Here is a 13,068-nt window from a genome sequence, read left to right as displayed (position 1 = left end):
GTGCACGACCTTGAATTGACCGAAGAACAGGTAATGATTCGCGACATGGCGCGCGACTTTGCCCGCAACGAAATCGCCCCGCACGCCCAGGCCTGGGAAAAGGCCGGCTGGATCGATGATGCGCTGGTCGCCAAACTTGGCGAGCTGGGCCTTTTAGGCATGGTGGTGCCGGAGCAATGGGGCGGCACCTACATCGACTACGTCGCCTATGCGCTGGCGGTTGAAGAGATCTCCGCTGCCGACGCAGCTACCGGCACGCTAATGAGCGTACACAGCTCAGTCGGCTGCGGGCCGGTGCTCAATTACGGGACTGATGAGCAGAAACACACCTGGCTGGAAAAGCTCGCCACCGGTCGGGCTATAGGTTGCTTTTGCCTGACCGAACCGCATGCGGGCTCCGAAGCACATAACCTGCGCACTCGTGCCGAGTTGCAAGGTGATGAGTGGGTCATCAACGGTGCCAAACAGTTCGTCAGCAACGGCAAACGCGCACAACTGGCCATTGTGTTTGCCGTGACCGACCCGCAGCTTGGTAAAAAGGGCCTGTCAGCGTTTCTGGTACCCACCGAAAACCCGGGGTTCGTGGTTGACCGCAGCGAACACAAGATGGGCATCAGGGCGTCCGACACCTGCGCCGTCACCTTGAACAACTGCCGAATCCCGGCGGCCAACCTGCTGGGCGAGCGCGGCAAGGGGCTGTCCATTGCCCTCTCCAATCTGGAAGGTGGCCGTATCGGCATCGCGGCGCAGGCCCTGGGCATCGCCCGCGCCGCGTTTGAGGCCGCGCTGGCCTATGCGCGTGAGCGCGTGCAGTTCGACAAGCCGATCATCGAGCACCAGAGCATCGCCAACCTGTTGGCCGATATGCACACCCGCATCAATGCCTCGCGGCTGTTGATTCTGCATGCCGCGCGCCTGCGCAGCGCCGGACAGCCCTGCCTGTCCGAAGCCTCGCAAGCCAAGCTGTTCGCTTCGGAAATGGCCGAGTGGGTGTGTTCCAAAGCAATCCAGATTCATGGCGGCTACGGCTACCTGGAAGACTACCCTGTCGAAAGGTACTACCGCGACGCGCGCATCACCCAGATCTACGAAGGCTCCAGTGAGATCCAGCGTCTGCTGATTGCCCGCGAACTGCGTCACTACCTGGTCTGATAAACGCGACTGCCCCGGCGATGCCTGTCGCCGGGGCATGCTGTCAGCGCGTCATGAATCGCTCCCGCCCAAGCAGTGTCACCAGCAACGCGACCGAGTCGGCGTTTTTAAGCGTGATGTCGATACGCTTGCGAACATCGTCGTAAAACACGTCTCGAGCCTCATCAAGGGTCTTCTTACCCGCTATCCGCAGAATCGTCTGCTTACCATTACCGTCCGTTCGCCTCAAGTCGCGCCACGCGTCTTCATCCAGCTGCCTGAACAGTTTGTCGCGGTCAGTGTGGTAGGACAGGGTCTTCTGCTGTTGATAGGTCAGCTCGTTTCTGATGCGCAGTCGATACTCCGATGCGTCATCCAGCAAATCAACAAACGGTGCCTGAGATTCGAGATAGGCAATGTCGTCAGTCTTGAGCACCAGGTGAGATAACTCATGAATCAGGATCGTGGCGCGATAATGCGGACCATGCTTGAATTCACCCGAGCGAATGACGTTGAGCTTGAAACGGTAGGTAGGCAAACGAAAGAACTGCTCAGTCAGAAAAACCCGCCTTAATGGGTCAGCTTCGAAGATAAACGCACTGGCGGACTCGTTGCCCACCCGGTTAATGCCGACCACGTAACGCTTGGAGTCGATAGGCGACATCGAAGGGCTCATCAACTCCTCGTAAATCTTGGTAACGGCCTTTTTGGTGACTTTATACACATGCTCATCCGGGACCTTCTGAGCAAAAAAATCAGCCAGTATCTTTTCCGTCCGTGGATCTGGCTTTCCGTCCGGCAATCGCCTGGTCAGGTTGGCCAGGCAGTTTTCCAGATAATGCTGAGCCTGAACATATGCATCTTCGATGGCCTGGGCCATTTCTCGATAGGAATGTCGAATCTCGGACATACCTCGAGCATTGATGACTATCAGGTCGTCAACCAGATCATCAATGACGCTGCCTTCAATACGGGTAAGCGCACCACCGCCACCTTTTAGTCCGCCCTGAATATCGAGTTTCCATTGCTGATCGGCATCAAGACTGACCGAGGGGCCAATCTTCTTGCCCGCAATAATGAACCAACCGTCCTCATCGGACTGCAATTCATAGGTCTTACCACCAATGGCTGCATACTTTCTATCGGTGGCCGGATCGCGGTAGACACTTAACAGCTCATCCCTTTGCAGCGTGTCCAAGGCGATCTCATGAGCTTCGAATTCGCGCAGGCGGTCTCTTATCTGCTGCGTCAGTGAGCTCTTGCTCCAGGAAAACCCGGACTCATTGGGCTCATCTTCCAGTTGCAAAAGCGTGTCGGACAGAGCAGCGTCGTCCGGTAACGTGCTGGTCTCGTCAACCGTACGTGATGTGAATGCCGAAGAGTTCTGCCCGGAAGAGATCATTACGCTCAAGGCAGCCATGAACTCCGACAGGGCCTTGCCCCAGTGCTTCCCCCCGGCCGAGATGACCGACAGATTCAATAGCGCCTGCCCCTGGATGATACCAACCAATGCACCCAGACGCCCCGGCATCAGTGCCATGACTTGCTCGGCCCCCAGAGTGAACAGGTACCGGGAAGCAGCGCGGCGCTGTTCGGCATTAGTGACGCTGTGCTGTTGCACTTGTAACTTCAGGGTATCCAGAGCGCCCTCGAACATCAGCAGCAGACAGTTACCGTTATAGGGATCGATTTGCACGGTCACCGGTGCAGGAGTATCAAAGGGCACGTCAAAAGAGGATTCTGCACTGAAAGGTAGATGCGGCTCCACGAAGCCACCTTTGTCATAGACTTTGCGCAAATGGGGATCAACACGATCCAGAATGTACGCTTGAAGATAGGTAGAGGTATGGATGTCCCTCAACAGCGCAGCCTGGTCCGGGTACTCCTTGAAAACAAATTCGTCGTGCAGTGGCGCGTAAAGCACCCACGGTCCCGATTGGCTTTCATGCGGCCCCATCAGATACGTATTGAGTACGAGGGTCGGCTCCCAGCCTTCCTTGGCAGGGAGCAACTGCAGGGGGCTGAATACCATCTTGCAGCCGTTGACGGGAAGGCGTGCAATGGCATCAGGCATATCAAGAACGTTTTCGATAACCGTATAAGCTTGCTCGGACAACTCATTCTTGAGCCTGAGCGCAAACGCTCGCAGTATATCCAGCGAAGGGATCTGATCGACGAACAGTTTGCGTCGCTTGAGGTAATCAGGAGCAGTCGCGGCAAGGATCGGCTCGAGCATGCTCCGGTAACCCGCAGCGATGTCCAGCGACCTCACCAGATCACGAACGTAAGCCGGAGTGAGCGACGCGTTCAGTGGCTTATCGTCCGCTGATGAGAGAAGGATGACCCCGTCCTGCCTGGACAGGAAACGGTCGATAGCATATTCCACAAGGGTTTCGCTGACTGATTGTGTGGCCGCCGGTATCGACTGGGGTGTCTGCCCCGGTGCGACCGGGACGGGAATGTAATGCGCCATTGTCACCCGGACGCTTTCAGGGTCAGGGCGAGGCTCGGTGAAATCGGTGTTGAACCTGCTTTTCAGTCGCTCGCAGGAGTAGTCATAGAGACTGGGTATATCAAACAAAAAATCTTTCTGGCCGACACAGGTCACATAGAACCGCTGCAGGGCATTCACCAGCGTAATCTGATCAGTCCCCGACGCTTCGCTGACCCATGAAGGGACGATGGCTTTGTAGATGATGAACTGGATGGCAACGCCCAGATAGCCAAGAGCCTGGCGATTTCGGTCATCGCGCTCTCCTGCACTCAGCAGGTTGACGAAAAGTTCTGACGGTACCCGCCAGGTCACGGCCTGCTGATAAAGATACGCCACGGTGCTTCGCTGACGTTCAACCTCGCCACGTTGTAACGTTTCGATGAAATGCTCTTCAATGCGTTGCAGTTTTACCTTGAGATCCAGCGTGCCAGTCCGGGTACGATGATCAAGCAGCCTCTGCCTGTCCGGCTCGGCAAGAACCCCCGACAAGTGCGAAACCAGTTCGAAACCTGTCAACCGCGCAGCAACATAGTCTTTCAGTGCCTGCAGGGTTTCGAAACATACAAGTCCCTTGCTCAGTACCCACAGAGCGGGCGAGCTGTGAGCAAGCCTGTTATTGATCACGAACGCGTTGGGCACCTGGATTGCAGGTGATTCAGGATCGAACTGAACAGAAACGGTGAACGCATCGACCTGTGACTCACCCAGCGCCTCCCTGAGACCAGGCAGTGGCCGGTCCAGTAATTGCTGAACGCTCTCGATGACCGACTCGGGAAGCAAACCTGTACGCTTTTCAACAAGCAATTCCAGGCGCAGTGCATACTCGCGGACCAGGCCGGATATCACACCGGGGCGCTCGCTGCTATCCAGCTGACGAACCGTACGTGAATAGAATTGGCTGATTTGCTCTTCGAAGCGGCGAGGAAACTCCTCCTGTACACAGACCAGTATGTGTTCGAGCAATGCCAACGGCAGGCGTTGCAACGGCCGATTCAGAACCGGAGTTATCAGCCCTGCCACCACCACGCTGTCTGACAGGGGGTCCTGCGTGTAGCCGCAAACGCGGTCAAGCGCCAACGAAAGCAGCCTCACAGGCACCGCATCCATGGCAGCCGGCAAGATCCAAAGGGCCCGGGCATCCAGAGGTGGTCCTCCAATTACAGCCAGGTAACGGTTCAGCGCGTGACGCATGCAGCCCTCTACACCGGCATGCAGAACATCAACGCGCTCAAGCAACACATCAAGCTTCTTCAGTTTGCCAATCCAGTTGTAAGAAGGCTCGGAAACAAGCTTCGGATGCTCCCCCACGCCCGCCTGGATCGAGGCTCCCCAGGTTTGGCCAAAGGGCAGCACTTCCGGACGCCAGCGCCCTGAGTCGTGGAGGTTTGATAGCCGGCCATCCAGGAGTCCGCGAATATCCAGTGCATCATCAACCCGAACCGGATTTTTTTCATATTGGATCGGTGGCAGGCCCAGGACATAACGCAGATTGCGCTTTTGCAGAGCGATCACAGAGTCAGCGAATTCACTGAAAAACACGTTGGCGAACGCATCCTGATACGACTCGACCTTACCCTTCTCTTTAATGGCAAGGTGATCGTTCAAGGATGAATAAAACAGCAGCTCGGCACGTGAGGGGTCGCTCAGTACGTGCGCTATTGCACGAGCCGGATCATCAAAGCGCAAGAAGCCCGACAGCGAGAAGTAGAGAAACGCACTCGACGGCTGTTCGGCGGGAAAATCAATCAGGAACACGCCCACCAGCTTGACAGGCTCCTGTCCCGCAACGGTGACTGACAACCGTTGAACGCGTATCGACTGTACATTCCCAGGTTGCGAGGGTAACAGGCTGAGCAAACAGCGATACTCTGCCTCAGTCATCGTGCCATGTGCCCGGCTCGATAAAAGATGCTGAAGAAAACACGCAGCGAGCGCATGACCAATAAAGTCTCTTACTGTACGGCCGTCCTGTCGTTTTGACATCCAGTAGTCAGACAGCAATTGCTCGTATGCATCGCGAACTCCCGAAACCACGTCAGCCAGCGCCAGCTCGAAAAGCTCGCTCTGCGCTTGCGGCAAGACAAGGCCCCGCGCATCCAGAAATTGCCGTATCAGACCCGTCGGAAGAACGTTCAGGGAAAATGCCTGCACAGCAGCATCAGCCAGATACTGAGTGCCCACTACCGATGACACCACCGGATTGGCTCCGGGGTCAGTGCCCAGAATCTGCACCACCTGACTGAAAACGTCGACGCTGTCTGCGACGCCTCTCTGCACTAACGCCGTCTGCAAGGCCTTGCCTGCCGCAGCTCGCAGGTCCGGCAGCTCCTGCAACTGGACCAACAGGCGTTCCAGATGCCCGGCCTGCTGGCGCATGATCGCCAGCGTACGCGCTTCGAAGAGCGAGCCCTCGACACGCTCTGCCTCGATAGTCGATATATCGCTGACGTCGCCAAACCGCTGCTGCAAGGCAATTAGCAGCGAAGTGCGGCTCTCGAATCGCTCAACCCCGAAGGTCAGGGTACTCAAAAAGACTGGCGCGACACCTGGCGTGGGGTCGCTGATTAACAAGGCACCCGCAAGTTCGGCGTTATCGGGCGAATTGTCGCCTATTATCAGCCGATCAGCTCTTGGACGGGGTGCATCGCTGTTGGGCTCGACACTTACTCCGACCAATAATTGCAGCCACTTGCCATCTTCACTGCTGATGCGTGAGCTGCCGACTGCGTCATGAATGTCCTGTGTGAATCGGCTGCGCAGAGAGTCGCTGAAAAAATAGGGAAGTACTGTTGGCATGTGCTGTTTCCTTTGAATAGCCCTCATCGCTCACTGCGCCGGGGCACGTGGCAGAGGAAAAGGAAACAGCTTATTGAGGTAGCACGACGCGCCTGCGTTACATAAAGCAATGGGTCCGCAGGCGCACGTCGCTCACATCAATTAACGGAAGGCTGGACGTTCTTTTCAACCCATGCAGCGAAGGCGTTGATGAACTTCTCCAGAAATGGCCGTGTCTTGTCGGACAGTGCGCCCGCTTCATCGAAAAAGCTTCCAGCGCCACCCAGGTATGCCTCAGGCTGCTGAAGGCACAGCACGTCCAGAAATACCAGAGACTGGCGCAGGTGATGGTTGGCACCAAAGCCACCGACAGCACCCGGAGAAGCGCTTATGACCGCGCCGGGTTTGCCGCTGAAAGCGCTTTTGCCGTAAGGACGCGAGCCCACATCAATGGCATTTTTCAGGGCACCCGGCACCGAACGGTTGTATTCCGGTGTTACAAAAAGCACGCCGTCGGCAGCGCCCAACTGGTCGCGAAATGCACTGTAGGCTGGCGGCGGAGAAGCGCCATCAATGTCTTCGTTATACAGAGGCAAATCGCCAATTTCGACGATATTAAGTTTAAGGCTGGCAGGTGCCAGCTCCGCGAGGGCAAGCGCAATTTTTCGGTTGATGGAGTCTTTTCGCAGACTGCCGACCAATACGGCAATGGTATGAACCTGGCTCATGAAAATATCCGTCATCTGATTAATAGGGAAGATCAGGTATACAACAACAGCCGCCTTTAGACGACCATTGCCCTGGTCAATTCCCCGACGCCCCACAACCGCCCGGATTATTTTTTTCCCGTCGGCAAACTCACCTATAGATCAGTGGTCTACTAGCCTTGATGGATTCGTAAACCAGCAGTTATATTCAGTTTCAGAGGTTACAGAGCAAATGGCTTCAGTTCTCGTCGGACAATTTCATGCCAGAGACGCCGAAGGTCGCGTCTACCCGGTCCATGAATTCCAGGAATCGCAGCCGGGTGAGGTGCAGGGCGGGCAGCCGGTAATCACTTACAGACTGGCAATTGGTGACCGGGTCAAGCATCTGGGCGGTGAAGACTTTCAACTGGTGCAATCGGGCGTTAAAATCACCCGTACAACGCCGTAATACAAACAGAATTCCCGCTCGAGCTACCGCTGCCAGCGGGAAGTTGCTAGTCAGAAAAGATCAGATACCAGAAAATCGCCGTTTCACGTGTGTTGGGATCTATGCCTCGATAGCGCATATGATCCACCCCGCCTACCACGTATCCACAACGCTCATACAACCTGCAGGCACCCAGGTTATTGTTCTGGGTTTCCAGAACGATGCCGGGCAGATTGCGCTTGCGGCTCCAGAATTGAGCGACATCGAGCAATGAGCGCGCGACCCCATGACGACGCGCCGACTCGTCTACCGCCAATTCATCGATGTAGGCGAACCCGCTCCAGTGAGTGCTCATCACGATATGGCCAACCGGGCGGTCATCCAGCCAGGCCACCATCACCGAACTCGTGGCGGCATCGCGATGATCGGCAAACTCCTGAGAATCGATACCATAATTCTTGCTGTACGGCTCGACCAGCTCAACCTGCCATGAATCAACGCTTTCGCCGATACGCGGTTGGGCATAGCCAAGCACTGTAAACGTGAATTCGCTATTGAGAATGTAGTCCTCGAAGCATTCGTCTGCGATCCGAATGCTCAAGGCAGGGTTTGCCACGTTCATGTCACCACTCGCTGGTTGCTGTCAGGAGGACGTCTGCGCTGCGGCTTCCAGCATTTGTACCCACAAAGCAGGTGCACCGGATGCCTTGGCAATGGTGCTCATACGGACTTCATGCTCGGCCAGTTCACTTTCCGAAGCACGAATGATGCGGCAAGGTTTGCGATCGGCAGGCAAACGGCGGATTTCGCTGCCTCGGTTGCCAGAGCCTTCACCGGAGCCGTTGCCGTCAGAGGCATTACCAGCCAGCGACAGGCTGGTCTGCCCGCCGGTCATCGCCAGGTAGACGTCGGCCAGAATTTCAGAGTCGAGCAGTGCGCCGTGCAGCTCGCGGCCCGAGTTGTCGACGCCGTAGCGCTTGCACAGGGCATCCAGACTGTTGCGCTGCCCCGGATGGCGCTCGCGGGCCATCATCAGGGTGTCGAGGATCGAACAGTGCAGGGTGATATCAGCCCTGTCCTGCGAACCCATCAAGGCAAATTCGTTGTTGATGAAGCCAACATCGAACGCTGCGTTGTGAATGATCAGTTGCGCGCCTTTGATGAATTCGAAAAATTCATCGGCGACTTCGGCAAACCGGGGCTTGCCGACCAGAAATTCGTTGGTGATACCGTGAACACCAATCGCGCCTTCGTCACTTTCGCGATCAGGTTGCAGGTACACGTGAAAATGCCGACCGGTCAGGCGCCGGCCAATCAACTCGACACAACCGATCTCGATGATCCGGTGACCATCTGTCACCGGCATACCGGTGGTTTCGGTATCGAGAACGATCGATCTGTTATCCAGGTTTTGCAATGCCATTGACTGTCGCCTCATCTACAGGCCGCGATTCTAACACGCCATGGAAGCTGCGAGCCTGTCGGATCCATCCGCAATTGAAAGGGATAAACGTCAGCAGGCGCTGAAGGGATACAACGGATTCGGCGATTTTACCCGGAACTCGCACGCCTCCCGAGTTGCACCATGAGTTGCGATAAAGGCAACAGAGTTCCGAGTTTACGATGATTGCTGACGCGTCTGCCGCGTGTCCATACTCGACCCATCGGCAACAGGAGATCGATATGAGCCCTCTCTGGCAGCGCCTTCGCGATCAAGCCCGGCAACTGACCGAGCGCAACCCGGTACTCGGCGATTATGCGACAAGCCACCTGCTGGCCTATTCGACTTTCGAGGATGCGCTCGCTGCGAACCTTGCCCGACAGATGCAGGCCCAAGCGAGTAACGTGGCGCTGGAAGACTGGTTCAAGGCGATCATAAAGGCCAGGCCGTCCATCGCTCAGGCAGCAGCTGCCGATATCAACCATCTGGAAACAGTCAATCCTGCCTGCCCGGATCACCTCACGGCCTTTCTGACCTTCCGGGGCATACAGGCCGTTCAGGCATACCGCATCGCCCATACACTATGGGCTGAAGGCGATGTGCAAAGCGCCGTGCTTGTGCAGAACTGGGCGGCCAACACCTGGAGCATCGACATTCACCCGGCGGCGCGGCTCGGAAAATCCCTGTTTGTCGACCATGGCATCGGCTTTGTTATCGGGGAAACCGCTGTAGTCGAAGATCAAGTGAGCCTCTGGCACGGTGTCACGCTGGGCAGCACCCTCAACGAAGCAGGCGACCGACACCCGAAAATCCGCAGAGGCGCACTTATTTGCGCCGGAGCAACCGTTCTGGGAAACATCGAAGTAGGAGCCAATGCCATTGTGGCGGCCAACTCGGTCGTACTCAAAGCAGTGGCGGCTGAAACGGTCGTCGCTGGCACACCGGCAAAGGTGGTGGGTAATGCCCCTGCTTTTCTGGCGACCTTTACGACAAAATCCAAAGGCTAATCAGGAGCTATTACCATGACAGCCGTCGCTCAATTTGCGCAGGGTATCGATCATCCTCTTGTCACCGTGCGTAATCATGCCGAGGCTCTGGAGCTGTATCGCAGAATGGGCTTCGCGCCGTCTCCGGTCAGCTACCACCCTTGGGGAACCGTCACCTCGTTGATGATGTTTCCCAGTAACTTTATCGAATTGATCGGCGTCGAAGATGCTTCGAAATTCGGCACCCACTCGGTAAACGGTTTCTGCTTCGGACGTCAGCTGGGTCAATTCCTCGACCGCGGCGAAGAAGGCGTTTCGCTGGTGGCGCTGCACAGTAAAGATGCCGACGATGACCACGCGCGTATGGCGGCTGCAGGGCTTGAAAGCCAGGGCCGTATTGATTTTCGCCGAAAAATGACGCTTCCCGATGGTCGCGACGATGAAGCCGTTGTTTCGCTGGCGCTCTTCATCGACCCGGAACTCCCGGACGCCTCCAACTTTATCTGCCATCAGCATCGTCCTGAACTGATCTGGGTGCGCGGCTGGCAGAACCACCCCAATGGTGCAGACGGGATTCTGGCGATCACCTATCTGGCAGACCCCGAACGGCTTGAACCCCGCTGGCGAGCTATCTACGGCGATGCAGTGAAATACAACGGTACTGTGCTGGAAGCTGATACCCGATGCGGCTTATTGCGAGCGATTGACGCCGCTACAGCTGCCCTGGAATTTCCGGGCGTCGAACTACCTGCAATTACCAGGGAGCGCCCCCATGCGATTTCCATCCGGCTGCGCACCACGAGCCTCAACGACCTGCGCGCAATACTGGCGCGTAATGACGTGGCTCATCATGAAATACGGGGTCATGAAATACCGGACCGCGTCCTCGTGGCGCCGCACGCGGCAGGCAATGTCATCCTCGATTTCGTACCGAGTGTTTGACTGAACGTCGACTGACGAATATCACTTTTTTATGCCACGCACTTCGTCAACACCACGGTTGGCGAGCTGGTCGGCACGCTCGTTGCCGGGATGGCCGATATGGCCTCGTACCCACTGCCATTTCACGTTATGCCGGCTGACCTGTTCATCGAGCAACTGCCACAGATCGGCATTTTTGACCGGTTCCTTGGCCGCGGTTTTCCAGCCGCGTTTCTTCCAGTTGACCATCCACTCGGTAATGCCTTTCATCACGTACTGAGAGTCGGTCACCAGCGTCACTTCGCAGGGACGCTTGAGCTCTTCGAGCCCGCGAATGGCACCCGTCAGCTCCATGCGGTTGTTGGTGGTGTTGGCCTCGCCACCCCACAGCTCTTTTTCGACACCCTTGCACACCAGCAGGGCACCCCACCCGCCCGGGCCAGGATTGCCCTTGCAGGCACCGTCGGTGAAGAGTTCAACGCTATCGCTCATTACGACCTTTCCAGAATGATGGGCTTCATGTGCAGCAGGGCATTGCTCAGGAATGATCCTGAGTGTTGCGACTGACCTTGGCCATCGGCATGGGAATCAGCTTGCCGATAGGGTCGCGGCGTACCTGACGTACAGGCCTCAGGCCTACCACCAGTTTACGCGCCACCAGAAGGTAGAAGCCGCCACCGGGGCTCTGACGTCCTTCGCCGAGGCTTTCGAGCCCAGCAAGGCGTGACTGCCATGCCGCTGAAGCAAGGGGCGGACGATAGCATCCGAAGCGCCGTTTCTCCAGCGCGAAGCCCAGCAGGTTCAGCCAGTCGGCGACCCGCGAGGATGAGATGCAGCGCGCCTTGCGCAGCGCATCCCGAGCGAACACGTGACGCATGCCCCAGGCGCTCCAGGGGTTGATGCCGATAATCAGCAAGTGCCCGCCCGGCCGAACACTGCTGGCTGCTTCACGAAGTAGCCCGTGGGGCGACAGGCAGAAATCCAGGCCGTGTTGCAGTACCACGACATCCGCCGCGTGTTCGCTCAATGGCCAGGCCTGCTCTTCGCAGACAATCTCGACGCCCGGCAATGGTGCTCCGAGCCGCACATTGCGTTGCACCTGCGGGGCAACCGGCGGCGCTTGCGCCGACGGGCCGTAATGCACCAGATAGCCGCCGAAATACCGCCCCAGCTCTTCGTCGAGAATGCGCCGTTCCTCTTCGAGCAGAAGCTGCCCCAGCGGCCCGGAAAGCCATTCACGGGCAGCGCGGATCAATGCAAGCCACTCAGGATCAGCCTGAGCGAACGCTTCATCGGTCATGAGTTCTCCTCCAGAGGTGCTCGCGTACAGCGGCAACAGACTCTAAGATGCACCATTGTCCGCCGCTATGCGAACTGCGCCATGATACAGATCCACGCCCTTCCTGCTTTCAATGACAACTACATATGGTTGTTACAAGACCTTTCGAGCCAGCAATGCGCTGTGGTCGATCCTGGCGACGCGAAACCGGTGCTGGGCTGGCTGGCGGAACATCCTGACTACCAGCTGACCGATATCCTCATCACCCACCACCACAATGATCATGTCGGTGGCGTGGCGGAACTCAAGCAGGCGACCCGGGCACGCGTACTCGGACCTGCGGCAGAGACTATTCCGGCACGCGATATCGCACTGGTCGACCATGACCTACTGACAGTGCTCGGCCTCGAGTTTGTGGTGCATGCAGTTCCCGGCCACACGCTCGGTCATATCGCCTTCTACCATGAAGGCGCTACAACGCCCTTGCTGTTCAGCGGCGACACGCTGTTCGCAGCAGGCTGTGGACGTCTGTTCGAGGGTACGCCAAAGCAGATGCATGACTCCCTCGAGCGTCTGGCCAAACTGCCGGACAGCACGCTGATTTATTGCGCCCACGAATACACGCTAAATAATCTGCGCTTCGCCCAGGCCGTCGAGCCCGATAATCAGGATATTGCCCAACGCCTCGCCGAAGTCACCCGCTGGCGTAATGAAAATCGCATCAGCCTTCCTTCAAACCTGGCTCTGGAAAAACGCACCAACCCGTTCCTGCGAACCCGGGAAACATCTGTTAAAGAAAAAGCGGACGAACGGAGCGGCGGGCAAAACACCTCGCAGAGTGCGGTCTTTGCCAGCTTGAGGGCATGGAAAGATAAGTTCTGACCCGACCATAAAACCGCAATAAAAT

General features: G+C 57.0%; 11 protein-coding genes. 5 read left to right on the top strand and 6 right to left on the bottom strand.

Features of this window, described 5'->3' with window-relative positions; all coding sequences use genetic code 11:
* Positions 1 to 1,152: an acyl-CoA dehydrogenase family protein gene (locus LJU29_RS09345; protein WP_004664374.1), complete on the top strand. Its 1,152-nt coding sequence runs from the start codon at positions 1 to 3 to the stop codon at positions 1,150 to 1,152.
* A gap of 43 nt (positions 1,153 to 1,195) precedes the next feature.
* Here LJU29_RS09345 and LJU29_RS09340 read toward each other — a convergent pair whose 3' ends face one another.
* On the bottom strand, positions 1,196 to 6,421 hold the full coding sequence (locus LJU29_RS09340) for a dermonecrotic toxin domain-containing protein (RefSeq protein ID WP_371321900.1): 5,226 nt from the start codon (positions 6,419 to 6,421) through the stop codon (positions 1,196 to 1,198).
* A gap of 137 nt (positions 6,422 to 6,558) precedes the next feature.
* Positions 6,559 to 7,128, bottom strand: a complete 570-nt coding sequence (locus tag LJU29_RS09330) for an NADPH-dependent FMN reductase (protein ID WP_004660698.1) — start codon at positions 7,126 to 7,128, stop codon at positions 6,559 to 6,561.
* 211 nt (positions 7,129 to 7,339) lie between these two features.
* On the opposite strand from LJU29_RS09330, the gene LJU29_RS09325 reads away from it, so the two are divergent.
* Entirely contained in the window at positions 7,340 to 7,555 is a 216-nt protein-coding gene (locus LJU29_RS09325; RefSeq protein ID WP_002552753.1) for a hypothetical protein, read from the top strand.
* 46 nt (positions 7,556 to 7,601) lie between these two features.
* Here LJU29_RS09325 and LJU29_RS09320 read toward each other — a convergent pair whose 3' ends face one another.
* Together LJU29_RS09320 and dnaQ are read right to left on the bottom strand one after the other, a co-directional pair.
* Positions 7,602 to 8,156 carry a GNAT family N-acetyltransferase gene (locus LJU29_RS09320; RefSeq protein ID WP_004664371.1) on the bottom strand — a complete coding sequence of 185 codons (555 nt, stop codon included), beginning with the start codon at positions 8,154 to 8,156 and terminating at the stop codon, positions 7,602 to 7,604.
* 21 nt (positions 8,157 to 8,177) lie between these two features.
* Positions 8,178 to 8,957, bottom strand: coding sequence for a DNA polymerase III subunit epsilon (gene dnaQ / locus LJU29_RS09315; RefSeq protein ID WP_005756029.1), 780 nt, complete (start codon positions 8,955 to 8,957; stop codon positions 8,178 to 8,180).
* 260 nt (positions 8,958 to 9,217) lie between these two features.
* On the opposite strand from dnaQ, the gene epsC reads away from it, so the two are divergent.
* Together epsC and LJU29_RS09305 are read left to right on the top strand one after the other, a co-directional pair.
* On the top strand, positions 9,218 to 9,982 hold the full coding sequence (gene epsC / locus LJU29_RS09310; RefSeq protein WP_257112130.1) for a serine O-acetyltransferase EpsC: 765 nt from the start codon (positions 9,218 to 9,220) through the stop codon (positions 9,980 to 9,982).
* Positions 9,983 to 9,997: 15 nt separating this feature from the next.
* Entirely contained in the window at positions 9,998 to 10,903 is a 906-nt protein-coding gene (locus LJU29_RS09305) for a VOC family protein (protein ID WP_005756032.1), read from the top strand.
* Positions 10,904 to 10,924: 21 nt separating this feature from the next.
* Here LJU29_RS09305 and rnhA read toward each other — a convergent pair whose 3' ends face one another.
* A complete protein-coding gene (gene rnhA, locus LJU29_RS09300) occupies positions 10,925 to 11,374 on the bottom strand; it encodes a ribonuclease HI (RefSeq protein ID WP_257112129.1) in 450 nt (149 codons plus the stop codon).
* Positions 11,375 to 11,420: 46 nt separating this feature from the next.
* On the bottom strand, positions 11,421 to 12,182 hold the full coding sequence (locus tag LJU29_RS09295; RefSeq protein WP_005733148.1) for a methyltransferase domain-containing protein: 762 nt from the start codon (positions 12,180 to 12,182) through the stop codon (positions 11,421 to 11,423).
* A gap of 81 nt (positions 12,183 to 12,263) precedes the next feature.
* Here LJU29_RS09295 and gloB point away from each other — a divergent pair, with 81 nt between their 5' ends.
* The gene (gloB, locus tag LJU29_RS09290) at positions 12,264 to 13,043 is read left to right on the top strand and encodes a hydroxyacylglutathione hydrolase (RefSeq protein WP_005756036.1); all 780 of its coding nucleotides are present in this window, start codon (positions 12,264 to 12,266) and stop codon (positions 13,041 to 13,043) included.
* Positions 13,044 to 13,068: the final 25 nt, after the last annotated feature.

Source organism: Pseudomonas ficuserectae (assembly GCF_024584585.1).
Lineage (GTDB): Bacteria > Pseudomonadota > Gammaproteobacteria > Pseudomonadales > Pseudomonadaceae > Aquipseudomonas > Aquipseudomonas amygdali.
Note: the sequence above shows the minus strand (reverse complement) of the source record. Positions and strands in the feature narration are given on the sequence as shown.

Coding starts and splice junctions, on each gene's coding strand:
- epsC (WP_257112130.1), top strand. CDS start 9,218: ATGAGCCCTCTCTGGCAGCGCCTTCGCGATCAAGCCCGGCAACTGACC.
- gloB (WP_005756036.1), top strand. CDS start 12,264: ATGATACAGATCCACGCCCTTCCTGCTTTCAATGACAACTACATATGG.
- LJU29_RS09340 (WP_371321900.1), bottom strand. CDS start 6,421: ATGCCAACAGTACTTCCCTATTTTTTCAGCGACTCTCTGCGCAGCCGA.
- LJU29_RS09330 (WP_004660698.1), bottom strand. CDS start 7,128: ATGAGCCAGGTTCATACCATTGCCGTATTGGTCGGCAGTCTGCGAAAA.
- LJU29_RS09295 (WP_005733148.1), bottom strand. CDS start 12,182: ATGACCGATGAAGCGTTCGCTCAGGCTGATCCTGAGTGGCTTGCATTG.
- LJU29_RS09320 (WP_004664371.1), bottom strand. CDS start 8,156: ATGAACGTGGCAAACCCTGCCTTGAGCATTCGGATCGCAGACGAATGC.
- dnaQ (WP_005756029.1), bottom strand. CDS start 8,957: ATGGCATTGCAAAACCTGGATAACAGATCGATCGTTCTCGATACCGAA.
- LJU29_RS09325 (WP_002552753.1), top strand. CDS start 7,340: ATGGCTTCAGTTCTCGTCGGACAATTTCATGCCAGAGACGCCGAAGGT.
- rnhA (WP_257112129.1), bottom strand. CDS start 11,374: ATGAGCGATAGCGTTGAACTCTTCACCGACGGTGCCTGCAAGGGCAAT.
- LJU29_RS09305 (WP_005756032.1), top strand. CDS start 9,998: ATGACAGCCGTCGCTCAATTTGCGCAGGGTATCGATCATCCTCTTGTC.